21 protein-coding genes are annotated in these 24,034 nt (G+C 31.4%); 2 read left to right on the top strand and 19 right to left on the bottom strand.

Features of this window, described 5'->3' with window-relative positions; translation table 11 throughout:
• Positions 1 to 62 precede the first annotated feature (62 nt).
• Complete coding sequence (locus ACQYZ7_RS09905; RefSeq protein WP_430729586.1) at positions 63 to 620, bottom strand: hypothetical protein; 558 nt, start codon at positions 618 to 620, stop codon at positions 63 to 65.
• A gap of 141 nt (positions 621 to 761) precedes the next feature.
• Here ACQYZ7_RS09905 and ACQYZ7_RS09900 point away from each other — a divergent pair, with 141 nt between their 5' ends.
• The gene (locus ACQYZ7_RS09900; protein WP_430729585.1) at positions 762 to 2,714 is read left to right on the top strand and encodes a YgiQ family radical SAM protein; all 1,953 of its coding nucleotides are present in this window, start codon (positions 762 to 764) and stop codon (positions 2,712 to 2,714) included.
• Positions 2,715 to 2,744: 30 nt separating this feature from the next.
• On the opposite strand, the gene ACQYZ7_RS09895 is transcribed toward ACQYZ7_RS09900, so the two are convergent.
• The 16 genes from ACQYZ7_RS09895 to ACQYZ7_RS09820 form a co-directional block, all read right to left on the bottom strand.
• Positions 2,745 to 2,999 (bottom strand): hypothetical protein, encoded by a 255-nt coding sequence (locus ACQYZ7_RS09895; RefSeq protein WP_430729584.1) that lies wholly within the window; start codon positions 2,997 to 2,999, stop codon positions 2,745 to 2,747.
• Between the two features lie 138 nt (positions 3,000 to 3,137).
• Entirely contained in the window at positions 3,138 to 4,610 is a 1,473-nt protein-coding gene (locus tag ACQYZ7_RS09890; protein ID WP_430729583.1) for a nicotinate phosphoribosyltransferase, read from the bottom strand.
• Between the two features lie 80 nt (positions 4,611 to 4,690).
• Positions 4,691 to 5,731 (bottom strand): hypothetical protein, encoded by a 1,041-nt coding sequence (locus ACQYZ7_RS09885; protein ID WP_430729582.1) that lies wholly within the window; start codon positions 5,729 to 5,731, stop codon positions 4,691 to 4,693.
• Positions 5,703 to 6,356, bottom strand: coding sequence for a hypothetical protein (locus ACQYZ7_RS09880; protein WP_430729581.1), 654 nt, complete (start codon positions 6,354 to 6,356; stop codon positions 5,703 to 5,705). Before ACQYZ7_RS09880 ends, ACQYZ7_RS09885 begins: the two co-directional genes overlap by 29 nt.
• Positions 6,357 to 6,420: 64 nt before the next feature.
• The gene (locus ACQYZ7_RS09875; protein ID WP_430729580.1) at positions 6,421 to 7,146 is read right to left on the bottom strand and encodes a metallophosphoesterase; all 726 of its coding nucleotides are present in this window, start codon (positions 7,144 to 7,146) and stop codon (positions 6,421 to 6,423) included.
• Positions 7,147 to 7,150: 4 nt separating this feature from the next.
• Positions 7,151 to 7,705 carry an RNA 2'-phosphotransferase gene (locus ACQYZ7_RS09870; RefSeq protein ID WP_430729579.1) on the bottom strand — a complete coding sequence of 185 codons (555 nt, stop codon included), beginning with the start codon at positions 7,703 to 7,705 and terminating at the stop codon, positions 7,151 to 7,153.
• A gap of 50 nt (positions 7,706 to 7,755) precedes the next feature.
• Entirely contained in the window at positions 7,756 to 8,724 is a 969-nt protein-coding gene (locus tag ACQYZ7_RS09865) for an ADP-ribosylglycohydrolase family protein (RefSeq protein WP_430729578.1), read from the bottom strand.
• A gap of 17 nt (positions 8,725 to 8,741) precedes the next feature.
• Entirely contained in the window at positions 8,742 to 9,578 is an 837-nt protein-coding gene (gene prs, locus ACQYZ7_RS09860; protein WP_430729577.1) for a ribose-phosphate diphosphokinase, read from the bottom strand.
• Positions 9,579 to 9,642: 64 nt separating this feature from the next.
• The gene (locus ACQYZ7_RS09855; protein ID WP_430729576.1) at positions 9,643 to 10,332 is read right to left on the bottom strand and encodes an NrtR DNA-binding winged helix domain-containing protein; all 690 of its coding nucleotides are present in this window, start codon (positions 10,330 to 10,332) and stop codon (positions 9,643 to 9,645) included.
• 119 nt (positions 10,333 to 10,451) lie between these two features.
• Positions 10,452 to 10,991 carry a sigma-70 family RNA polymerase sigma factor gene (locus ACQYZ7_RS09850; protein ID WP_430729575.1) on the bottom strand — a complete coding sequence of 180 codons (540 nt, stop codon included), beginning with the start codon at positions 10,989 to 10,991 and terminating at the stop codon, positions 10,452 to 10,454.
• A 250-nt stretch (positions 10,992 to 11,241) separates the two neighbouring features.
• Positions 11,242 to 11,583: a DUF3703 domain-containing protein gene (locus tag ACQYZ7_RS09845; protein WP_430729574.1), complete on the bottom strand. Its 342-nt coding sequence runs from the start codon at positions 11,581 to 11,583 to the stop codon at positions 11,242 to 11,244.
• 51 nt (positions 11,584 to 11,634) lie between these two features.
• Entirely contained in the window at positions 11,635 to 13,248 is a 1,614-nt protein-coding gene (locus ACQYZ7_RS09840) for an amidohydrolase (protein ID WP_430729573.1), read from the bottom strand.
• Positions 13,248 to 13,607 carry a DoxX family protein gene (locus ACQYZ7_RS09835; RefSeq protein ID WP_430729572.1) on the bottom strand — a complete coding sequence of 120 codons (360 nt, stop codon included), beginning with the start codon at positions 13,605 to 13,607 and terminating at the stop codon, positions 13,248 to 13,250. Before ACQYZ7_RS09835 ends, ACQYZ7_RS09840 begins: the two co-directional genes overlap by 1 nt.
• Positions 13,608 to 13,610: 3 nt before the next feature.
• Complete coding sequence (locus tag ACQYZ7_RS09830; RefSeq protein WP_430729571.1) at positions 13,611 to 15,050, bottom strand: M20/M25/M40 family metallo-hydrolase; 1,440 nt, start codon at positions 15,048 to 15,050, stop codon at positions 13,611 to 13,613.
• 49 nt (positions 15,051 to 15,099) lie between these two features.
• The gene (locus ACQYZ7_RS09825; RefSeq protein WP_430729570.1) at positions 15,100 to 16,881 is read right to left on the bottom strand and encodes a hypothetical protein; all 1,782 of its coding nucleotides are present in this window, start codon (positions 16,879 to 16,881) and stop codon (positions 15,100 to 15,102) included.
• Between the two features lie 39 nt (positions 16,882 to 16,920).
• Positions 16,921 to 19,941 (bottom strand): tetratricopeptide repeat protein, encoded by a 3,021-nt coding sequence (locus ACQYZ7_RS09820; RefSeq protein ID WP_430729569.1) that lies wholly within the window; start codon positions 19,939 to 19,941, stop codon positions 16,921 to 16,923.
• 125 nt (positions 19,942 to 20,066) lie between these two features.
• Between ACQYZ7_RS09820 and ACQYZ7_RS09815 the strand changes: the two genes are divergently transcribed.
• Positions 20,067 to 20,753 carry a cell division ATP-binding protein FtsE gene (locus ACQYZ7_RS09815; RefSeq protein WP_430729568.1) on the top strand — a complete coding sequence of 229 codons (687 nt, stop codon included), beginning with the start codon at positions 20,067 to 20,069 and terminating at the stop codon, positions 20,751 to 20,753.
• A 204-nt stretch (positions 20,754 to 20,957) separates the two neighbouring features.
• On the opposite strand, the gene mdh is transcribed toward ACQYZ7_RS09815, so the two are convergent.
• Together mdh and ACQYZ7_RS09805 are read right to left on the bottom strand one after the other, a co-directional pair.
• On the bottom strand, positions 20,958 to 21,884 hold the full coding sequence (gene mdh / locus ACQYZ7_RS09810; protein WP_430729567.1) for a malate dehydrogenase: 927 nt from the start codon (positions 21,882 to 21,884) through the stop codon (positions 20,958 to 20,960).
• A gap of 127 nt (positions 21,885 to 22,011) precedes the next feature.
• Positions 22,012 to 23,931, bottom strand: coding sequence for a PQQ-binding-like beta-propeller repeat protein (locus ACQYZ7_RS09805; protein WP_430729566.1), 1,920 nt, complete (start codon positions 23,929 to 23,931; stop codon positions 22,012 to 22,014).
• Between the last annotated feature and the right edge of the window lie 103 nt (positions 23,932 to 24,034).

Raw genomic sequence — 24,034 nt, 5'->3', positions numbered from 1 at the left:
CTACTTTCGGTATTATCTTAATTAATTGTTAAAGGGAAGTTAAACTAAATGGAGTGAGTAGTTTATACTTCATAATTCATATTAGGTGATAACTTAGTCGTTTTTTTACGCTCTATTTTTTTTCTTACTTTTTTTAAACCCTTGTTTACAACATTTTTCATTTTCTGTAGTTGTTCTTGTAGGGTTTCTTGAGTAAAAGTTTTAGGTTCTTTTTTTTCTAAAAGCTTATTAATTCTTTTAACTTGATTCTTTTTGTTGAAATCAACCAGTTTAAATTTCGCACCTGCAGAAAAAGCTCCCATTACAGCATTAGTTTCAACTAAATAAACTTTGTCAGCTTCTAAATTAGCTTCTAACACATCAATGTTTTCAGCTTTAATCCAAAATACTTTTTCTCCTGGATCACATTCATAACGTAAATAATTAACACCATTAAATCTTCCTAGATATTCTTCTTTGTCAAAGTATCTAATGTTCATTAAAGCTCCTAAGCCAGTTGTTCTGAGAAAGTAAATTACAGACTTTCCTTTAGTAGGAGGTATGATTTTGTCAGTTTGTATTTGAGAAAAAAGTTGAAATGATAAAAATAATAGTAATAGAAAAGGAATGTTTTTTTTCATTTTAAGTCTTTATTTAAAAATTAGGAGATAAATCTAATTAAAATTTGTGATTTTATTTTTTATGTTAAATGTGTTTATAAAGTAGTTTTCAGTTTTTTACTGTATTGTGATGTAAATAAAACCCCGTACCTTTGCAGCGGCATGAGAATAAGACGAGTTTCAGATTGGTTACCTACTACAAATAAGGAGGTTAAGTTAAGAGGATGGGAAGAATTAGATGTAATTCTTTTTAGTGGAGATGCATATGTAGATCATCCATCATTTGGTCCTGCAGTAATTGGACGTATTTTAGAGAGTTACGGCTTGCGTGTGGCAATTGTTCCACAACCAAGTGTACATGATAATTTACAGGATTTTGAAAAGCTAGGAATACCAAGATTATTTTTTGCGATTACAGGCGGATGTATGGATCCGATGGTAAGTAATTACACGGCGAGTAAACGTCGTCGTGATAAAGACGCTTATACACCAAATGGAGATAAAGGGTTTAGACCTGATTATGCAACTTCGGTATATTCTAAAATTTTAAAGGAAAAGTTTCCAGATGTTCCAGTGTTAATTGGTGGGATTGAAGCTTCGTTACGTCGTGTTACACATTACGATTATTGGTCTGATAAACTGTTACCAACAATTTTAGAGACTTCTAAAGCTGATATGTTGGTATACGGAATGGGAGAACAGCCACTAAGAGAAATTGTAGAATTGTTACAAAAAGGTGTGCCGTTTTCGAGTTTAAAAACCATTAAGCAAACAGCTGTTTTATTAGATGGAGCAGAAAAAACTCCGAAAAATAAAAACTGGGATGATATAGAAATTAATTCGCATGAAAATTGTTTGAAAGATAAGAAGGCATATGCTTCTAATTTTAAAGTAATAGAGCAGGAGTCGAATAAATTATACGCACGTCGTATTTTTCAAAAAGTTGGAGATAAAAAGCTGATGATTAATCCGCCGTTTCCAACAATGACAGAGGAGGAAATTGATGCTTCATTCGATTTACCATTTACACGATTGCCGCATCCAAAATATAACAAGCGTGGACCAATACCTGCGTTTGAAATGATTAAGTTTTCTATCAATATTCACCGTGGATGTTTTGGAGGATGTAGTTTTTGTACTATTTCTGCTCATCAAGGAAAGTTTATTGCGAGTAGAAGTCAAGAATCTGTTTTAAAAGAAGTAGACCAAGTTGCTCAGATGGATGACTTTAAAGGGTATTTATCTGATATTGGTGGACCATCTGCAAATATGTACAAAATGAAAGGTAAAGTACAATCGATTTGTGACAAGTGTGTTGCCCCGTCGTGTATTTCACCTGTTATTTGTAGTAATTTAGATACATCGCACAAACCATTAACAGAATTATATCAAGCTGTTGATGCGCATCCGAAGGTAAAAAAATCATTTATTGGTAGTGGAATTCGACATGATATGTTAGTGCCTGAATTCAATAAAAATGCTGATCCAAAAGAGTTAGATGCATATACTGAAGAAGTGATGACTAAACACGTTTCAGGTAGACTTAAAGTTGCTCCTGAGCATACATCTGATCCAGTATTAAAGTTAATGCGTAAACCTTCGTTTAAATATTTTCATTTATTTAAAGATAGGTTCGATCGTATTAATGTTAAAAAGAAATTAAAACTTCAATTAATACCATATTTTATTTCAAGTCATCCAGCTTGTGAAGAGGAAGATATGGCAAACTTAGCTGCTGAGACCAAAGATATGGGCTTCCAGTTAGAGCAAGTGCAAGGATTTACGCCAACACCAATGACGGTTGCTACGGTAATTTATTACAGTGGATACCATCCGTATACTTTAAAAGAAGTAAAAACTCCGAAAACTAAAAAGGAGAAGGAAGATCAACACAAGTTTTTCTTTTGGTATAAAAAGGAAAATAAAAAATGGATAAAAGATACGTTGACTAAGGTTGGACGTACTGATTTATTGAAAAAGTTATTGCCTGAAGATACTTCATGGCGTAAAAACAAAGCAGGAAAAGCTAAAAACACATTTGATGATACTGTAACATATAAATCATCAAAACCTTCTAGAAGAAAGAATAAAGGTTTCAAAAAGAAGAGACGATAAAAATAAAAATCCGCTATTAAGCGGATTTTTTTATGCTTCGTTTTCTAAACGGTTTCGTTTCATTTCAAAAGCTTCGGTAGCTTGTTTTATGATTTTTAAGGTATCAGAAGCTCTTATCATTACATTTTCCAACTCTTTGTCTAAATCTTTTGACTGAATATCGAATAATTGAACTTCCACAACTCCAATTTTTTCAATTAAACTTTTCTGAGTGTTTTTAATATCCTCCATTTTTACTAAAACCGCATTCATTGTATCTAGTCTTTTCTGTTCTTGATCTGTCATAAGTTTCTTTTTTAGTTGCAATTAAGATATGAAAAAATCAAGAGTTAAGCAAATTGAGTGGTTTGTAATGTATTGTTGTTTAGTGTTTTTGGTAGGGTTTTAAGTAAAAAAAGCAGGAGTTTTATTCCTGCTTTCTTGTTATTCTGAAAATTCTAATACACTGTTTTTAGTACGGAGTCTTATTTCACTTAGTTTTTCATCAACTAACAATTTTCCGTCTCTAAAAACTTCTTGTAATTCGCCTTTTTGTTCTTCTTCCCAGCTTACTTGATCATGTAATTTATACTCTCCATCTTCTAGAGTTATTTTTAATAGCCCTTTAGCAGATTTCTTTGTTCCGTCATCAGTAATTGGATCTTTAAAAATCTCTCTTCCTTCTCCATCTACTTCTCCATAGGTAGCTTTCATGGCAAAGCCAAAAGTATCTCTGGTGTTGTATTGATAAGTGAAAGAACCAATTCCTAGTACTACATTAGTAGAAGCAAATCCTTTTTGTTTTAAGCGTTCACAAATTTGTGTTGCTCTTTCAAGGGTGATACTATCACCGTAAATAGCTCCGATATGACTATCTAGTTCGTTATATCCTTTTGTATTGGTTGTTCCTCCAAAAACTTCCCAAAGCAGTTGTATAACACCTTTTTGTTCTTCTTCGGTTTTACCGTTTGGGTTTCCACAGATGATGTCTACAGGATCCCCGCTATCTGGTCTAATTACTACTTTTCCATCTCTAGCTAATACTTCTTCTTTTAGATTCGGTAAATATTCGGTAAGAACCTTCCATAAATCCCAAGTATCAGAAACAATAGAAACAATACCGTTTGGATATACTTCAGTAATTAATCTTTTAAAAGTTTCTTCCTCTCCGCTGTTAGTTCCCATACACATTACAGAGTGTTCAGTTGCTGCAACAGAACCTCCAATCAATTCGTTATCAGAATTTGCATTGTAATACTTTTCTAAAAAGTCTACAGCTGGTATAGTATCTGTTCCAGTAAAACTTAATAGGTGACCCGCAGCACTCATTTCAGCAGCTTCTAAACCAGCCATTCCTCTCATAGAAAAGTCGTGCCCTTGCCAATCTACCATTTCAGGAACTGATGAGGTTTCTTGTGCATATTTATCTAATATTTTTCTGTACTGTTTTGCAATGGTTGCAGAATTACATGGTAACCAAACAGTGGTAGATAATAAAGTTTCAAAGTAATTGGTTAACCAAAAGAATTCTGGTAATGTATTATACATGGTAAACATTGGTACTCTGATAGGAACTTCTACACCCTCTGGTAATGCTTTAAAAACCATAGGAATGTATCCTAAATCATGTAATGCAGTAATGTGTTCAATACCTACAGAGTTTTCACCTAAATAGTTATTAATTCTTCTACTGTATTGTTTACAAATTTCTTCTTTTGGTTTGTTAAAAAAGTTGGTTTGAAATTCTTCAATAATATATCTTTTGATGAAGTATTGCAGTCCGAAAAAGACTACCTTTTCAACTTCTTGAATTCTACTTTTTCTTGGTGTCCAGTTTGAATATACTAACGTAGTATTGTTAGGGTATTGTCTTCTGTGGTCTACCTTATAACCATCTGTATATAGTAATGGATTCATAACTTGTATAATTTTATTTGTGTCAAATTTACGCAAATTAAATTTATTTCACAACAGAATCTTGTTTTTTTATAAAATAATTATATTAATTTTTTGAAGTCTATAAGAATTAAGTCTTCTCCTTTTATACGTTTATTGTTTCTCGTAAGCACCTCTAGTTTAAGATACCACATAATTTCAAAATCGTTATTTTTAATAGAGATAGGAAGTGATTCGTCTGGAAATTTAGACTTAAAAGATGAAATATTTATAGGGGTTACTTTTGTTTTTTTTCCTTTATAAAAAGTGTTAATAGTTGTTGACCTACTACTACCGTTATCATAGGTGACCTTTTCTTTTCCTATTAATTGACAGCTTATATGTTGTATTGTGTCAGTTCTTTTTTTTAATCTTAAGTTAGTTTGGTAGAAGTTTTCATCTAATGACTCTAGTTTATAGTTAATCGTCCCAATAGCCAGTGAAGGCTGAATTTTATAAAAGTAAACTATTCCACACAACATGACATATATACTTAAAAAGATGTAAAGCACCTCCAGTCTGCTTAGTTGTGAGTAAATTATAGCGCTAGTAATCCCTGTTACTATAAGACCAAAAAATAAAATTGCTTGAGCTTTTTTAATACCAGGTTTAATACTGCCAGAAGTCTTTTCAAATTTATAAGTGGAATTTCCTTTTATTATTAAGATTGGGGTTTCATGATAAAAATCAGGACTAATGAGTCCTTTTAAATAACCTCCTATTTTAAAATCAGATAATTTTTCTTTTCTTAATAGCTTTTCACTTTCTTTTTTAATGTCAACTTTTGTGCTTAGTAAAACCGTTTGCGTCATATTTTCCCCTATGAAAGAAACGTTAAAAACAGGCTCAAAAGTGAATGTAGAAGATATAGTTTGACCTCTGGAAATTTTTTTATAATTGTTTATTGAATAATAGTCTAAAGTAATTTCATCAGTTTCTCCTTTGCCTTGGTGTTTTATAGATAATTTAATTTGAATGTATTCAATGTCTAAGTGAATAGGGCTATGGTTTTTAACAAAAATTTCACCAGAAATTGTCTCATTTGCTTGAAATTCGTTTTTGTCAAGCGTAACCTTAATATCTACAAATTGTTGATAACTCATATAGTTCGTTATTGGGATTTAAGAATGAATCATACAAGGATAGTTGAATTTCCCGTAAATTATTACCGTAATCTTCCAATAATTTTTCAAGAGATGCATCTTTAATTTTTATAGATTCTTTCTGAGAATCTAAACGTGCGAGTTCAATTCTTTTGTGTACAATTTTTCTTAAAAGGTTTATATCTAATTCTAGTTTGCTAAAATTTATTTTTTTATATAATTTTCTTTTCGGGAAATACGGAATTTTATAAGAGTAGTGTGTACCTACAATTAGTTTGTCTTGATTTGTAAGTAGCTCCAATTTGTTTTTAACTGACAAGAGTTGAAAGGAGTCTATAATTAGAATGCCAGGGATTGTATTTATATATGAATGTTTTTTCTTCTTTAGTTTGAAGAAAGTTGAGTTAGCTAAGTGTTTTGAGTTTAATGATTGCAAAAGAGTTGATTTTCCCCTTCCTTTTTTACCATAAAATTCAATAAAACATGAACTAGTTGACATTATTTTTAAAGCCAAATCTTTAAGGTTGATTCGCTCTTCTGTAACCCTCAGTAATTCTTGGTCATTTAGAAATGAAAAAGGATTATATTTTAAGTTTAGTTTTTGATAATGATCTTGTTCTAGCATTTTACTTCCAAGGATATTTCGTAAAATTATTGAATTTTACTTTTTAGATGAATTAAAATATCTTTTAATTCCTTCCTTTTTCATTTGAATACAAAGTTTTTACTTGGTCGCTTTGCCAAAATTCTTTACTGTCGATATCCATAACTGTTAAATATCCTGTAAATGCAGCGCCAGTATCAATGTTCCATAAGTTTAAAGCGTTTATAGGGGTTGATGAATTATAGCGTATAGTTGGTGTGTGACCAATGTATATTTCTGAATAGTGTGTAAACCTCTCTGGGTATAGTTCAGATTTTTTAGATAAGTTTTTATCAGTAGCCAACGCTGTTTCCCATAAGGTTCTATCAAAATGATAATTTAATTTGAATGTTTCTTTTTCCACTCCGTGCATAGAGGTAAAACCAGCATGAATAAACAAACGATTTTTACTATCGATATGGTAAGGTTTCATTTCTTGAAAAAATGCCAGATGTTCATGTTTCTGTTCTTCTGAATAAGATTCGTAGCTTTTTTTGGTTTCTGCGCCACCATGTGCTAACCAAATGGCTTCACCTTCACCAGTTCTCAACCAATCTTCACACCACAAATCATGATTTCCTTTAATGAAAATACATTTATACTTTTTGTTTAGCCTTATTAAATAATCAATGACTTGTGCAGACTCACTCCAACCGTCCACATAATCACCAAGAAAAATTAAGGTATCTTCTAAGGTAACTTTGGCTTTTTTTAAAACCTGCGGAATGGCTTTTAAGCCTCCATGAATATCACCAATTACAAATGTTTTCATACTATTATAAATCTTCAAATTCAATAAATTCAGATGGGACAAGGTTGGTTAACCAAACTCCATTTTCAGATAGAAAGAACTCATAACCTTTTTTATACATAGCACCTGACTGAACTGTCAAAATTATAGGTTTACCTCTTCTGCTACCTACTTTTTTAGCAGTTTCTAAGTCAGGACTCAAATGAACATGTTGTCTACTCATTTTTTGTAATCCGTTTTCTTTTATTGAAGGAATAAATTTAGCTACTGTTCCGTGATATAAAAATAGAGGGGGAGTTTTTGTTTCAGTTACTATTGTTACATTTTTTAAAGAGTGTCCTTTATTTGCTCTTATTTTTGTTTGATTTTCATTAAATGAAAATCGTTGTTTGTCGTTGTTTTTTACGATAAACTCCAATTCATCTTTTGTAAAAGTAACTCCGTTGTTACTTGATTTGTTCAAAAGTTCTTCTATTGAAGCCCATCCGTTGATATCTAATTTTAGTTCAATTTTTTCAGGCTGATGCCTTAATATTAGGCTTAAAAACTTACTTATTCTTTTTGTGTTTTTCTCATTCATTTTTTTAATTTTATTCAAAAACGTAAGCAATGTTTGTTACGTTTTATCGGTTAATTCTCATAACGATATTTTTTTGAGAATTGTTGACTTAAGATAATAATATCATCTTTTCTTACCAACGAATCTATCCACTCTTGAGGTATATTATCTATTCCATAGTACATACCAGCAATAGCTCCAACTACAGTAGCTGTTGTATCAGTATCATCACCTAAATTTACAGCTTTTAAAACTGCTTTGCTATAATTAGAAGTGTTGAGTAAAGACCAAAGCGAAGCTTCTAATGTATGAATAACGTAACCACTAGAATTAATATCATTTTCTTTTAAATTTGATATATTTTGCTTTAAAATTCTTGAAAAATGATTTTGTTCGTAAGAAGAAATATTTCTTTCTGTTAAAAATAGAGTAATTTCATTTTGCATTTTTTTATAAGAATCTATAATTGAAAATCCATTTAAAATATATTCAGCTAATTTTAAATATATTAAACAGGAAATAGCCGATCTTATGTGGGGATGTGTTAGTGATGATACATGCCAAATAATATTAAACTGGTCATTTATTTTTTTACCCTTTATGTAAAAGAGTAAAGGAATAATTCTCATTAATGAACCATTACCATTTGTATATTCATTATCAGAATATTTTAAAATTTCTAGTTCTTTATAGTCTTCTTTATTTATGATTTTTGAAAGTTGTTCAATCGCTTTTCTTGTTTGGATTCCAATATCAAAAACATTACCGTGTGGAGTCCATATCTCAGCATTCATCCATTGGATAAATTTATATGAAATATCCACTAAATCGTATTCTTGACATAAACTCTCAGCTAAACAAAAAGTAAGAGAACTGTCATCTGACCAAGTTCCTTTTGGTTGATGATGTGTTCCAAACTCTCTCATAGTTGTTACAGGGTTTTGCTTTAACTCCTGTCTATTTTTAAACTCTACCGGTACCCCTAGGGCATCAGCTACTGCCAATCCAATAAATGTTGATTTTATAATTTTAATTTTCATAGCAATTTTTTTGGCTTTTATAGCAATTTTCCCAATTCAATCTGTATACAATTATCGTTTTCAATAGTTTTAAAACTATCCGTTGTAAAAATTTTGGTGAAGTGTTTTTGAAGCTCATCAAAACCTTTACTAAATATTCCGTGACTTATGGCTAAGTATAAGTTTCCTGCGTTTTTAGTTTTTAGTTCTTTTGCTAATCCTAAAAAAGTTCCGCCACCATCGCAAATATCATCCACAATTAAACAATCTTTTCCTTGTAGGTCATCAGCATATACTTTGAAACCTGTTAGTTGACCAGTCTTTACATTTCGGCTTTTAGAACATTCTACTACTTCATAATTTTGAAGATAAGCAGCAACTTTATAAATTTTTTTTAAAGCACCTCCATCTGGTGAAATTAGAAGTAAGTTGTCTGATAATTGTTGAGTAATGCGCTCTATGAATTTGTGATTATCTATAATTCTACAGTTATTCAATAGGGCAGGAGTTACCTCAGAATGTGGATCGAAAACAGTTACTGACTCAAAGTTTTGAGCATTTATAATATCTGCATATACTTTTACCGATAAAGGTTCACCCGATACCATTAATCTATCTTGACGTGCAGCAGGAAAATAAGGAAGTACCACATGTAGTTTTTTTATTCCCATATTTTTGAGTGCATCAGTAGCCAATAAAAGCGTGCCTATATCATTAAAAGACTGAATACGATGTGTAATTGTTACTTCTGTTACACTTTCAAGTTTAGAAATGATTTTAATATGCGGTTCCCCTCCTGAAAAAGTAAAGAAATTATAGTCTATATTGTTTTCTGTTCCGTAAGGAGTAAAGTTTTTGTCTAAGTTTAAAATCATATTGCGTAATTTTTACACAAATATAATTCAGTTTTTTAAAATAAAAAATGTTTTAGTGTTTTTTTTACGCAAACTTAATTTCGAAGTGGAATCCTTTCTTTTCTAGTTCTTTGTATTTCTTAGCATTAAACTTAAAAAGTTTCGCAGGTCTACCACTAGATGGTTGGTGTATTTTGTCTGTTTCAGTAAGTATTCCGAAGCTCATAATTTTCTTTCTGAAATTACGTCGGTCAATTTTCTGATCAAGAATAGTTTGATAAAGGTTTTCTAAATCAGAAAAAGGGAATTCTTTTTTTAGTAGTTCAAAACCAATAGGTTGGTAGTTTATTTTGTTTTGAAGTCTTTGTAAAGCTGTGGTTAAAATAAGGTTGTGGTCGAATGCTAATTGTGGTAATTCATGGATAGGGAACCATTGAACCTCCGCAGCGTCAGTATCAGCACTAATTTTAAAATGATTGGGGCTCACTAATCCAAAATAGGTAACAGAAATAACTCTGTTTCTAGGATCTCTTTTTGGAGTTCCAAAAGTATATAGCTGTTCAAGATAATCAATAGTTACTCCAGTTTCTTCTAATAGTTCTCTTTCAACTGCATGTTCTAGTGGTTCGTTTTCTAAAACTAATCCACCAGGTAATGCCCAATTCCCTTTAAAAGGTTCAATGCCTCTTTTTATTAATAAAATAGAAAGTTCTTTTTGTTGGTAGCCAAAAACAACAGCATCTACAGCAACTTTTATATTTTGTGATATCTTCATTTAGTGTTGAATTTACACAAAGTTACGAAAGTTTTAAAAAAATACGGATTCTTATTTTAAACAAGGTACTTTTTAATTGTCTTTTTGTAATGTAGCTTGTACAATTCGAATAATAAAACTTACTTACAAACCTTGCAATCTTCTTTATCTTGAACTTCTCCTACCAGCTTGCCTTCTTCATTAAGTGAAAAACCGCAGCAATCCATAAAACCTTGCGCAATTAATTTACGAGCGCGTTGAATCTGAGATTTTGTAGTAGGTAAGTTTTGTTTTAAGGTATTAGCAACTTCTTGCTGTTTTAACCCTTTAATATCTGATAAAAATAGTGGATCTCTATATTTTTTTGGCAAGCTTTGTAAGATTCCACGTAAGCAATCTTTTTCAGTATGTTCGTGTTCTTTTACATCAGTTTGAGCTTCAAAATTCTTTAATTCAACCGTTTGATTAGTGTTTTTGAAGTAATCCATCATTGTGTTACGAGCAATCGTAAAAATCCAAGGCTTTAGTTTGGTAATATCTTTTAATGTGTGAAGCTTGGTATGAACTTTTATGAATGTTTCTTGTAAGAGGTCATCAGTTACTGTAGCGTCTTTCACTTTACTTAAAATAAAGTGTTTTACATCATCTGCATATTTTTTCCAAACTTGTTGTGTTGTCATAGTATAAATTTACGAAAAATGTCACGCTGAATAAAATGAATGTTATGTTTTCATTGTATTCAGAATGACAAGAGTTTAAAAAAGATTTAATTAACAGTTACAATTATTACATGTACAATTTTCACATGTGCAATTTGAGCAATTTCCTGTTTTGCACCCTTCGCAAGTACAAGTGCATTCATTTTTATAGTTCATGATGTTTGTTTTTTATGTTCATAAAATAGACTCAGAAAGCTTGAAAAAGATGCATTTATTTTAAAAAATATTTTTGAAGCTCTTTTCTAACAGGAATAGGTTTAATTGGAGAGATGTTTGAGCCACCTGTGTTTCCTACAGGAACCCAAATGTTTGTAAAAAATATTGAGGCAATAATTCTAGAGATTTGACCTAATATTTCTTTACTGTTTTTTGTTTTTATTCCGAATACAAGCATGTAGTAATGCGACAAGGTATGACGATACATGTGTTTTTGACCTAAAATATGTGCATTTTCGAAATGATAAAAAGACACCTGAAAGTGTTTACTTTTAAGTGCCTTTTTAGCTAAAGTTAATTGTCTGTAATATTCTTGTTTTCGTTGTAGCTTGGTCATGATTTATTGATTTTATAAATCAGACTACAGAGAAATGAAAAAGATGCATTTCTAATTTACTTTTTCTCCATTTACATAGGTTGCTATCACTTTTGTGTTTGGAATTTCTTTTCCGTCTATGGTCATAATATCCTTATCTAGAATAATAAAATCTGCTACTTTACCAACTTCAATACTTCCTTTTTCGTTTTCTTCGAAATTTGCATAAGCATTCCAAACTGTCATCCCTTTTAAGGCATTTTCTCTAGATAGTGCATTTTCCATTTGAAAACCGTTTTCAGGATACCCTTTTAAATCTTTTCTGATAGTAGCCGCATAAAAAGTATATAACGGACTTACATGCTCGATAGGGAAATCGGTTCCTAAAGCTACTTTTCCATATTCCTTTAGTAAATCGTTATAAGCGTAAGCTCCTTTGATTCTTTCTGAGCCTACACGGTCTTCTGCCCAATACATATCTGAAGTAGCATGCGTTGGTTGAATAGATGGAAGTATATTCTTAAATAAGTCAAAGTTTTCTACATCTACAATTTGAGCATGTTCAATACGCCAACGTCTATCGTTTTTGTTATTTAATACTTCATTGTAGGTTTTTAACATTACGTAGTTGGCGGAATCACCAATAGCATGTGTGTTCATTTGATATTTGGATTTAGCAATTCTGTCAGCTAGCTTTTGTAAATTATCGTATGAATTTACTAAAGCACCAAAGTGTCCTTTTTTGTCAGAGTATTCATCTTTAAGGACAGCTCCTCGTGAGCCTAAAGCACCATCAGCATATACTTTTACAGAGCGAACATTCAATTTATCGGTTTTAATAATTCCTTTGTTGAGGTAATAGTCAAGGTTTTCTTGATTGTTAGAAATCATTGCATAAATACGCATTTTTAAATCACCTGACTGATGTAAACTATCAATTAACTCAATTACTTGTTTGTCTAATCCAGCGTCGTCAACCGTAGTTAAGCCTAAATCGAAACAGATTTTTTCAGCATCTTTTAACGCTTGAATCTGTTCGTTTTTTGAAGGTTTTGGAATATTGATAAAGCTCATTGCATTGTCAATAAGTATCCCCGTTAATTTTCCGTCTTTTTTAATGAATTCACCACCATCAATTTTTGAATCAGATGAAATACCTGCTAAGTCAATAGCTGATTGATTTACTAACATCGCGTGACCGTCAATTCTACGAATAGCTACAGGTGTATTTGGAAAAATACTGTCTAACTTTTCTTTCGTAGGAAATTCTTTTACTTCCCAATCGTTTTGATCCCAGCCGCGACCTGTAATATAAGTAGTGTTCTTTTCTTTTTGAAAATCGATTAAGCGTTGCAATACTTCGCTGTAACTTTTAGCTCCAACTAAGTCTACTTTTTGTTGTTGTAATCCTAATCCGTAAAAATGACAGTGTGCATCGATAAATCCAGGGTAGACAGGTTTGTTTTTAGCATCGATAAGATTAGTTGCTGTGTATTTTTCTTGTATTTCTTTATTATTTCCTACAGCTATGAATTTCCCATTTTTTATAGCAAAACTTTCTGTTGTGTCAAAATTAGAATTTACAGTATAAGCTTTTGCGTTAATTACAATTGTATCAACTTTTACTTGTGGTTTGCAAGAAAACAATAAACTAAAAGCGAGTAGAGGAAGTAGTGTTTTTTTCATCAGTGTGTGTAAATTAAATAAGCTATGTATAATAGTAAAAACTGAAGAGGAACTCTAATAATGGCTATTTTTTTAGAACCAATGGCAGGTTTTTCTCTAAAAACATCCCAAATGTGAATAGGTAAAAAAATCAACATTAACACAAACATAGCTAAAGCCGCTTGTTTGGTTGTTTGATTAATTAATAATCCAATACCAATGGCTAGTTCAAACAAACCAGCTATATAATTTACGGTTAATTTTGGAAGAAAATTAGGAATAAAGCGATTGAAAACTTTAGGTTTTATAAAGTGCATAATACCTGCAAAGGCGAAAAATATTCCGAATATAATCCTTAATGTAATTATTAGGATGCCCATGAATTAAGGTTTTAATGTTTCTTTGTTGTATAAGTATTTATCCATTAAATACACAATACTAGCCATAGATGCACTACCTAATTCTAATTCGCGTTTATTTACTTTATCAAATGTATCAGTAGCTGCATGGTGATAGTCAAAATAGCGTTGTGAGTCTGGACGGTAACCTACCAAAGTAACATGGTCGTCTTTTAGTGGGCCAATATCTGCACCACCACCTCCAACTGTAATATCATGTAATCCGTAAGGAGCTAACAGTTTTTTCCAGCTTTGTACTAGTTGTAAGTTTTTTTCATTGGCATCGATAGAAAAACCTCTAGGAGTATGTCCGCCAGCATCAGATTCTAAAGCTCCAATATGAAATTCGTTATTTTCCTTAGCTAAACGAGCATATTCAGTTGCACCACGTAAACCATTTTCTTCATTCATAAAAAATACAATCCGGATTGTATTTTTTGGTTGAATATTGTTCTTCTTTAATAGATATGCTACTTCTAAAGATTGTACAATCCCTGTTCCGTCATCATGAGCACCATCACCTAAATCCCAAGAATCTAAATGTCCACCAATTACCATAATTTTATCAGGAAATTCACGTCCTTTAATTTCACCAACGACATTGTACGAAGGAGCGTCAGGTAAGTTTTTACAACTTTGTTTGAAGTAAAACTGTAAGTTTGGTTTTTCTTTTAAATGTTTACTTAAGTTTTCAGCAGCACGTGAACTTATAGCAGCTGCAGGAATGTATTCTTCTTTTGGAATATTTCCATAGCCCATAGAACCTGTGTGTGGATAATCATCGATTCCGTTAGTCATAGATCGTACAATAACTCCTCTTGCTCCGAATTTACCTACAGTTGAAGCTCCTGCAAAACGTTGTGCTACACAACCTCCATAGGCACGAAATGTATTGATTAAAGTGTTATCAAAAGCACCGTTGAAGAATACAATTTTTCCGTTGGCTTTATTTCCTAACTTTTTAGCTTCTTCAATATTTTTAACTTCAATTACTTTAGTGGTAATTCCGTCAACTGGTGTAGCAATAGAACCACCTAAAGCACAAATAGGAACATTAATTTTTTCACCGTTTAACTCGTAATTAGCTTCTTCTTTTTCTCCACGAACCCAATGTGGTACCATTACAGGTTGTAGCCAAACTGAGTCCAAACCAACTTCTTTCATTAGCTTTTCTCCCCAAATAACAGACTTAGTTGCTCCTTCTGATCCTGATAAGCGGCTTCCAATGTTTTGGGTTAAATCACGTAACCATTCATACGATTTACCTTTGGTAAGTGCTGTACTGAATAGTTTTTTTATTTGTGTAGAATCTCGTTTGTAAGTTGCTTCAGTATAAATTTTAGAAGCGGTTGTAGTTTGTTTTTGTTCTGTTTTACAAGTAACAAAAGCAATGCTTGTAAGTAGTAAAAAAGTAAGTTTTTTCATTTAGGGCATTAGTTTTAACACCCTAAATGTAAGTTTTATATTTTAATTTTTAGAAAAGTGTATCAAACTTCCATGTTAAACCTCCCATTGCTTGAAATCCTTGCACATTGAAGTTATTGAATCGTTGATAGCTGTTATTCATAACATTATTTAAGTTTAAGAAAACAGAGAAAGAATCGTCAAAGTGATAACCACCATTAAAGTTTACATCAAAATAACTTTCTAAGTCTATTGAAGTATAGGTGTCGGCTGGTAAAGTATCATAGACTCTCCCTTTACGATTTCCTACGAAGTATAAATTGGCCCCAGCGTACCATTTGTCGGTTTTATAAGTTCCAAAAATTTCTCCTTTTATTTTAGGTGTGTTCCAAGGTTCCAATTCGTTAGTAAGTGTGAACTTGTTAAATTGTGTATTAGCTCCAATAGTTAGGTTTTTAATACCGTCAAAAGCAACTTCACCAAAAAAGGTCATTAATTTAATGTCGTCATATATCACTTTGAAAGAGTTTCCATACTCATATCCGTAGAAAGTAAATCCGTTGGTTCCCGCAATGTTGTCACCATCAGATTTTGATTGATTGAGTACAAAAAATGGATTGTTTTCAATATCAGCATAACTTACTTTTGCATTATAACTAAATTGATGGTTTAGTTTACCTCTAATTCCTCCAAAAGCATCAAACTTTTTATTAGTTTGTCTCATGTCAAGAGTAGGAGATAAGTATGGGTTATCATCTGTGAAAGATTGATACATATTTGTGGTTAAATCACCAGATGCTCCAACAAATACATTTGCTAGTTCTTTAACGATAGGATATGAAATCTCTACATCAGGATAGATAAAAAAGTTGTTTTCTTTATTTTCTGTATCCATTGAAAAGTAGCTTTTTGCTCCTAATTGAATAGCTAAGTCTTGTACATTGAATTTATAAGTTGGGTGTACTCCTAATGTAATAAAATTATAGTCAATAGGTGTGGTAGCGTCGTATGCATAAGCATAAGAACCTCCTAAGTAGTTAAGAGTTGTGTTTATGTAAAGGTCGTTTAATTGACGATGAAAATTATCTAAAGGAAGTCGAAACTGTGCATTACCGTCAACTAAAAATTCAGCACTTTCAAATGAGTCAGAGAAAAAAGCGATTGCCCCATTAGCTTCTTCTAAATAAGATTCATCAGGTTTTATTTGTCCAAATATTTTTATATGATTATAACTTTGAGCTTCTTCAATAGCGCTTAAGGTAGCTTGAGTAAACATAATATTAGTAGGTAAACCATACCAATTGTATTTGTCTTTTTCTGCATCTATACCTGCCGACCATTGAAAATAGCGTTCTTGTTGAGTATAGTTTAAGTTAAAGTCAATATTATAAAAAGTACTGCTTAACTCGGTATTAGCTACAGGGTCAGATGATAATAAAAATTTTAAATGGGCTCCTAACTCACTATTGTAACTTTCACTACGTCTTACATATGCTTCTAAAAAAGGAGAAAGTATGTTTCCAAAACCAACTGATACATAGTTAGGGTATAGCTTTTCCCTTTTTCCTAAATCTACTTTTTTCATTGTTCCACTTTTAGGGATAAAAGTAGAAGCAACCGGAACTGAAAATATTTGATATTCTAAAGCTTTTTTCTGAGTTTCTTTTGTGTGTTCAATTACGGGTTTTTGTTTTATTTTAAAAGCATCAGTAATTTTAGGAACATATGAAGTTACAACATTTACAACTTCGGTTTTTATAATTGTGTCTTTAGCTTTATTAGTTGCGTTTTTCTCTTGTGCATTTGTGTATGCTATTACAAATAAAACAAGTAAACTTAAGTGCTTTTTCATCGATCTAGTCATTTAACTTTCGTTTGTTATTAACAAATTTTAGTTTTGGGTAGTTACTGATTCGTTTGTTTTTGCTTCTTTATTTTTGATGGTACGAAGCTCATTTTTAGCTTCTTCAATTACATCTTTATACTGTGTAAAGTTTTTGATGATATTATCTAAGATATACGTTGCTTGGTACGCATCTTTTAAAGCGTAATAATTTTTTGCCATAATTATATAGCTTTTTACTCCCCAATATTTGTATGAAGAATAATTAGCAATTAAATCTTGTACAGCTTTGGTAGATGCCTCGTATTCTTTATTTTCATGTAAAAAGAAAGCGTTGTAGTATAAACACTCAGCTTTTAACTCACCAGTAGCTTTTTTACTTGCTTCGTTAAAATATTCTTCTGCAGTTAAAAAATCATTGTTTTTAAATGAAGAACGAGCTAAAATAATTTTTGCGTCTTCGGCTATATTAGTGTCTACTTTTCCTTTAAGTAACACTTTTTCAGCATAGGCAATAGCGTTGGTATAATCCTCTTTCTTGTAATATCCTTTCATCAAATTACTTTGTGAAAAAATGATGTTTTGTGGATAGTTAGCTTCTTTTTCTAATTGTTGAAGCACTAAAATACCGTTACTCCAATCTTCTTTTTGTAAATAAATATTAGCTAACTTGGTTAAAGACTCTTCCGTGAATTCACTTTTAGTTTGTTTGTTAACGTAAGAGTAATGAGGAATAGCTTTATCGAATAGTTTTGAATTATTATATGCTTGTGCTAAGTAAAAATGAGCTTTTAATACATTAATTCCGTTAGGAAATTGCTGTAAGTATTTATTGAAGCCTTCAGTAGCTTTAGAGTTGTTGTTTTCTAAAAATTTGTTTTCAGCTGATTGATAAGTTGCATTGTCTAGTTCAGCATTCGTAACATTGGCAAAACTCACATTTTTTACCCAAGCGGCATATTCATCAACTTTACCAATATCGATATATACATTTTTAACATTAGAAACCGCTTGTTTTGCTTCGTTTGAATTTGGGTATTTCGCAACAACATCTTTATACTTTTCAATAGCTTTTCTATTGTTGTTATTACTATAGTATAATAATCCTTGGCGTAACAATACATTTGGAACATAATTGCTTTTTGGGTGATTGGCTAGTAAACGTTCATAAGCTTTTTGTGCTTTTGAAGCATTGTTCATAGTTGTATAAGTAGTTGCCAATTGGAATAAAGCATCGTCTTTTAATTGAGAACCATCGTAGTCACTAATTAGTGTTTTAAGGTTTTGGATTTTTACATCATTTTTACCTAGAAAACCATTACTCATAGCTGTTTGATATTGTGCGTAATCTGAACCTACACCACCTTCTTGAATTACTTTGTTGTATGCTTTGATGGCATTTGTGTAACTTTTGGAGGCATAAAAAGAGTCTCCTAAACGATTTGAAGCATCATCATTTAAATCGTTATTATCGAGGTTTTGCTCTAAAAATTGCTGAAAATATTTTGCAGCATTTGGATAATTTTTTAGTTTAAAGCTTGTGTACCCAATTTGGTAATTCAACATTTTAGCTTCGTTAATTTCTTTATCAGTAACCGATAAAAAATTTTCAAGAGCATTTTGATAGTTTCCAAGAGAATATTCGGTTTCGGCTAACCAATAAGCACCTTTGTTACTTACAATTGCGTTTTCCGACTGTTTAGCACTCACAAAATAAGGTTTAGCCTTGGCTATTTTATTTTCATTGTATAACTGAATACCTCTATATAAAGAAACTTCATTAATAATACTTTTACTTTCTGGAGTTTCCGAAGTATTTAAAAAGTCTAAAGCACCTTGATAATCTCGTTGATGCAAGTATGAAGTAACTAGTAAATTACTAATTTCTGCAGCGTTTGGAGATGTAGGGTATTTAGCTAAAAAGCCTTTTAAAACATCAGGAACACTTTCATATGGATTTCCTTCTTCATAACTTAATTTCGCATAATTTAAAGAAGAACTTTGTGTAATTTGAGCGTCAAAATCCATTTCGCTCGCATTCTTAAAAGCATTTAATGCTTCGGGTTTTTTATCTAACTCTAAATAACACTCACCTAAATGATAGTAGGCATTTTGTGCTACTTTGTTATTTCCTCCTATAATTTTATTAAAGTTACCAATAGCAGTTTCATAGTCTTTTTGTTGATAGTAAGCGTAACCTAAATAATAGTAATCGGTATTTGTCCAGCGACCATTCTTTCCTTTATAGGCTTTTAAAAACGGAATTGCTTTCTCATATTTTTTTAGATTGAAATAACTTTCACCAACAATTTTAGAAATTTCAGAAATCTCTTTTTTGTCTTTGGTAGTTTTTAATAATTGTTCTCCAATTTGAATTGATTTATCAAACCTACCTGCTTTAAAACTAATGTCTAGTATGTAATAATTCGCTTTTGCTTGGTAGGTAGCGTCATTAGCTAACTGACTTAAATTATCTTCTGCTTCACCAAAATTTTCTTGTTTATAGGCGATATATCCGAAGTAATAACGAGCATCGTTACCATAAATAGGATTTCCTAACAAGGTTTGAAAACGAGACTTAGCATCTTTTAAGTAGTTGGAAACTAAAAGTGCATATCCCATTTTATAATTGAGTTCGTTTTTTTCTTCTTGACTCAATAGTTTTTCATTTACTTTTTGATACCATTTCAAGGCATGAGCAGCTTTTCTGTTAGCAAAATAATAATTACCAACATTTAAAAAAGCCTTCTCTTTTTTATTATTGTACGGGTAATTTTCAACAAATTGATTAACTCTGTAGTCTGCATCATCTTGTTGAAGTTTTATTGCACACATAGCATCATAATAATCAGCATCAGCTTTTAAGTTATGATGTTTTTTTGAGTTCATGGAAACCTCACGAAAAAGTTCTTGTGAAGCAGCGTATGCTTTGTTGTTGTACAAACGAATTGCTTTATGAAAATCGGTATTTACATCGGTGTTTATAGCCGATTGTTGCGCTATTGCCGTTGTTGTAATGGTTAAAAAAAGAAATAAATAGCAGCTTTTTTTGAAACAGTTAAACCTCATATTTTTTAGTTATCTAGAAACTATAACGTTAGTTTTTTATTTTTGTTGGGAGACTTTTTATCAAAAGTAAGAAATGTTACAGAATTACGTTATAAAATTTTAGATTTGTAAAAAAACTATACTTCATGGAAAATCCTGTTTTACACCTTGAGAATGCTGATATTTATCAACAAGACAATTTAGTGCTATCAAAAGTGAATTTTACTTTAAATAAAGGTGATTTTTATTATTTAATCGGAAAAACAGGAAGTGGAAAAAGTAGCTTATTAAAAACCTTGTATGGTGATTTACGTTTACAACGTGGTTTAGGAAGTATAGTTGATTTTGATTTGAAAAAAATGAAGGAGAAAGATATTCCTTTTTTAAGAAGAAAAATTGGGATTGTTTTTCAGGATTTTAAATTATTAAATGATAGAAATGTTTTCTCTAACTTAGAGTTTGTTTTAAAAGCAACAGGCTGGAAGGACAAAGATGAAATGAAAGATAAAATTAATGAGGTTTTAGATAAGGTGGGGATGAAAGAGAAGTACTATAAAAAAACCTTTGAACTGTCAGGAGGAGAACAGCAACGTGTGGCTATTGCAAGAGCTTTATTAAATGATCCTGAATTAATTTTAGCAGATGAGCCTACGGGTAACTTAGACCCGAAAACTTCACTAGAAGTAATGGAGTTGTTGAATGAAATTCATCAAAGTGGAAAAACGATTCTTATGGCAACTCACGATTATCAATTAATAGTAAAGTTTAAACAAAAAGTGATTAAATGTGAGGGTGGAGAACTATTTGAAGTAGTACAGCAGCAAGCTGTATAGTATATAAAAACAAACCCACCTCAAGAATGAAGTGGGAAAATTGCTATGAAAAACTATGAAAAGAAACACTACTAATGCTTCTCTACTATAAAGACGTTCAGATTAGCAGAATCTTACATAGTTGTCGAAATTTTAACAAAAATTTATAAAAAATCCTGAGTAATAAGCTACTCAGGATTTTTTATATTATACAGTGTTAACTTCTTAGAAAGTTAATGCAGTGTTGTTGTTTTTAACAGCTTCAGCTGAAGAAGTTAAAGCAGCCTTTTCTTCTTCACTTAAGTTAATTTCAACGATTTTTTCAATTCCGTTTTTTCCTAATACAACAGGAACTCCTATACATAAGTCAGATAAACCATACTCTCCTTCTAATAAAGTAGAGCAAGGGAATATTTTCTTTTGGTCACAAGCAATTGCTTGTACTAATCCAGATACAGCCGCACCAGGAGCATACCAAGCTGAAGTACCTAATAAACCTGTTAAGGTAGCACCACCAACTTTAGTGTCTTGTTTTACTTGTTCTAATCTGTCTTCTGATAAGAATTCAGATACAGGAACAGAATTACGAGTAGCTAAACGAGTTAAAGGTACCATTCCTTTATCAGAGTGACCACCAATAACCATTCCGTCAACATCAGAAATAGGAGCTTCTAAAGCTTCAGCTAAACGATATTTGAAACGAGCAGAATCTAATGCTCCACCCATACCGATAATTCTGTTTTTAGGTAATCCAGTTGCTTTGTGAACTAAATATGTCATCGTATCCATTGGGTTAGACACTACAATGATAATTGTGTTTGGAGATTGCTCAACTAAGCTAGCAGCTACTGATTTTACGATACCAGCATTGATTCCTAATAACTCGTCACGAGACATTCCTGGTTTACGAGCGATTCCTGAAGTAATTACACAAATGTCTGATCCAGCAGTTTTACTATAATCTCCTGTTGTTCCTGTAATTTTAGTGTCAAAACCATTTAAAGAAGCAGTTTGCATTAAATCCATTGCTTTACCTTCAGCAAAACCTTCTTTAATATCAACTAATACAACTTCAGAAGCGAAATTTTTAATAGCAATGTACTCAGCACAACTTGCACCTACAGCACCTGCTCCTACAACCGTTACTTTCATTTTATATATGTTTTTTTGTAATTAATTATGTTTATAAGTGCGCAATCCGCACAAGATGCACAAAAATAGCGATTTGGCTATGGATATAAAAGAAAAACCCGTTGATATTTCAACGGGTTTTATATTGTTAGTTGTAGCTAAATATTTTTAAGTCTTTTCCTTTAGAAAAATAAATCTTTTTAGCAGGTTTGTCAATTTTGTATTTTGGTTTATCTACACCAAACTCATATGTTTCAACAGTATCACCAGAGTCTTTGTTAACTTGTACTAAAACTTTTTTTCCTCCTTTGTTTGCGTAGAAGAAAGCATTATTTTTAGTAGCTTTAAAAGCATTGTAGCGATCGCCGTCCCATAATAATTCTCCTACATCTGAAATCATTGTTCCTTCGTTAAATTGAGATATACCTTTGTTTGCATGTTTTATACCACGGTTTATTGTATTTTGTTTACCTACAAAAGCTCCAGATCCAACTAGGGCTGACCCATATGTGGCATTAGCGTATCCAAGCCCTTGCATTCCAAAACCAGTGAAACCTAATGCATAAGAACCAAAATTCTTTAAATGTCTAAATCCTTCGCCAGGTTGTTTGAAGTATTCATTCTTTATTACATTACCTTTGAAGTCTGTAATCACATATTCCCAGTTACTGTTGATGAAATACCCATTGTCTCTTATCTCAACAGAGGTTATTTTACTTGCATCATTAAAATCAATCTTTTTTACTTGGTCTTTTCCAAGACCTTTGTCAGGGTTTAAAATGTATAGTTTTTTACCGCTTAATAAAATTAAAGAGTTGTTTTTCTTATGATAGGTTAGTTTATCGCTTTTTTCATCTAATTTAATCTTGTATACTCTTTTTTCTTCTCCGTTTTGGAAATATTCTATTCTGTATGGAGTCACGAAAATAGTACCTTTATCATAAGAGAAAGTAGTAAACTCTTCTTCATCGTCTACTTCAAAATCTACGTTTTTAATAACTTTTTGAGGTTTTTTCCAAACTTTTTTCCCTGTATTGTCTACTAAATGTTTTTTGTTTTTATAGTAAACTATATAACCTTCATCAGTTTTTTCAACACCTTTAACTTTCTTTCTTTTGAATTCTTTTTTCCAAGCTTCTTTACCTGTGTGGTAATCAAATAATTTAGCTCCGTCTTCATGGATAAGGAATAGTTTTCCATCTTCAAATTGATAGTCTACAAAACCTTCATCTAGTTTAATAGGTTTTTTCCAAACCTCTTTGCCAGAGTTTACATTAAAAGCAATTAGCTCTTTACCAATTACTTTCTTACCTATTAAAGATAATCCCATGGTAAATCCAGCTTTAATGGCACCTCCAACTAAAGAACTACTTTTGTTTTCAACAATAATTAAAGATTTGTTATCTTCTGTAAAAAATAATTTACCAGCGTCATATTTTTCTGATAATATAACTTTTCCGTCAGATTTATTGATTAAAAAAACAGTTTTACCAGCTGTAAAAGCAACTTTGTTTTCATTTTGGATAAAATTATAAGCACCAGCACCTCCTAATAATAAGCTTCCTAACTTCTTATTGGTTTTTATTGAACTTTCCCAAATGATATTATCATTTTCAATACTCGTTAAAAATAATTTAGCTTCAGTTTTATCAGTTTTTGCGAAAAACAAAATGGCATTACTACCAAAAACAAATTTATCATCAAAAATTCCTTTATATCCATTAGTCTTTTCGTCTAAGATTTTATGACCAGTTTTGATATTGAAAATAGTTTGGTTAAATTTCCCAAACGGAGATAATGCTACTTCGCTAAAAGAAGATCCTCCATTTTGACCAAGAGCATTAAGGTTTTTAATAAACCCAGTTTCTTTGAACTCCCATATTTTTTCACCTGTTTCACCGTTAACACCATATACACCACCATCTGTTGTGGTTACAGGGATTCCTGTTAGGTTGTGCAGGTAAACGTCACTGATTTTACTGTCAAGTGTAAGTGTGTGATCAGGATCCTTTTGTGCGGAAACTAATATAGAGGTTAAAAGAAATAATAAGAATAATTTTGTTTTCATAGGGTTTGAAAATTAAAAGTTAAAATTTTATTAAAATTAGTGGCGAATATAGCCAATAAAAAAATCCTATTGAAATTAATAGGATTTTATATAATACATTTTG

The sequence above is a fragment of the Tenacibaculum sp. SDUM215027 genome, assembly GCF_050566205.1.
Taxonomy (GTDB): domain Bacteria; phylum Bacteroidota; class Bacteroidia; order Flavobacteriales; family Flavobacteriaceae; genus Polaribacter.
The sequence above is the reverse complement of the archived record's forward strand: the minus strand, read 5'-3'. Positions and strand labels throughout refer to the sequence as shown.

Coding starts and splice junctions, on each gene's coding strand:
- ACQYZ7_RS09905 (WP_430729586.1), bottom strand. CDS start 620: ATGAAAAAAAACATTCCTTTTCTATTACTATTATTTTTATCATTTCAA.
- ACQYZ7_RS09900 (WP_430729585.1), top strand. CDS start 762: ATGAGAATAAGACGAGTTTCAGATTGGTTACCTACTACAAATAAGGAG.
- ACQYZ7_RS09895 (WP_430729584.1), bottom strand. CDS start 2,999: ATGACAGATCAAGAACAGAAAAGACTAGATACAATGAATGCGGTTTTA.
- ACQYZ7_RS09890 (WP_430729583.1), bottom strand. CDS start 4,610: ATGAATCCATTACTATATACAGATGGTTATAAGGTAGACCACAGAAGA.
- ACQYZ7_RS09885 (WP_430729582.1), bottom strand. CDS start 5,731: ATGAGTTATCAACAATTTGTAGATATTAAGGTTACGCTTGACAAAAAC.
- ACQYZ7_RS09880 (WP_430729581.1), bottom strand. CDS start 6,356: ATGCTAGAACAAGATCATTATCAAAAACTAAACTTAAAATATAATCCT.
- ACQYZ7_RS09875 (WP_430729580.1), bottom strand. CDS start 7,146: ATGAAAACATTTGTAATTGGTGATATTCATGGAGGCTTAAAAGCCATT.
- ACQYZ7_RS09870 (WP_430729579.1), bottom strand. CDS start 7,705: ATGAATGAGAAAAACACAAAAAGAATAAGTAAGTTTTTAAGCCTAATA.
- ACQYZ7_RS09865 (WP_430729578.1), bottom strand. CDS start 8,724: ATGAAAATTAAAATTATAAAATCAACATTTATTGGATTGGCAGTAGCT.
- prs (WP_430729577.1), bottom strand. CDS start 9,578: ATGATTTTAAACTTAGACAAAAACTTTACTCCTTACGGAACAGAAAAC.
- ACQYZ7_RS09855 (WP_430729576.1), bottom strand. CDS start 10,332: ATGAAGATATCACAAAATATAAAAGTTGCTGTAGATGCTGTTGTTTTT.
- ACQYZ7_RS09850 (WP_430729575.1), bottom strand. CDS start 10,991: ATGACAACACAACAAGTTTGGAAAAAATATGCAGATGATGTAAAACAC.
- ACQYZ7_RS09845 (WP_430729574.1), bottom strand. CDS start 11,583: ATGACCAAGCTACAACGAAAACAAGAATATTACAGACAATTAACTTTA.
- ACQYZ7_RS09840 (WP_430729573.1), bottom strand. CDS start 13,248: ATGAAAAAAACACTACTTCCTCTACTCGCTTTTAGTTTATTGTTTTCT.
- ACQYZ7_RS09835 (WP_430729572.1), bottom strand. CDS start 13,607: ATGGGCATCCTAATAATTACATTAAGGATTATATTCGGAATATTTTTC.
- ACQYZ7_RS09830 (WP_430729571.1), bottom strand. CDS start 15,050: ATGAAAAAACTTACTTTTTTACTACTTACAAGCATTGCTTTTGTTACT.
- ACQYZ7_RS09825 (WP_430729570.1), bottom strand. CDS start 16,881: ATGAAAAAGCACTTAAGTTTACTTGTTTTATTTGTAATAGCATACACA.
- ACQYZ7_RS09820 (WP_430729569.1), bottom strand. CDS start 19,941: ATGAGGTTTAACTGTTTCAAAAAAAGCTGCTATTTATTTCTTTTTTTA.
- ACQYZ7_RS09815 (WP_430729568.1), top strand. CDS start 20,067: ATGGAAAATCCTGTTTTACACCTTGAGAATGCTGATATTTATCAACAA.
- mdh (WP_430729567.1), bottom strand. CDS start 21,884: ATGAAAGTAACGGTTGTAGGAGCAGGTGCTGTAGGTGCAAGTTGTGCT.
- ACQYZ7_RS09805 (WP_430729566.1), bottom strand. CDS start 23,931: ATGAAAACAAAATTATTCTTATTATTTCTTTTAACCTCTATATTAGTT.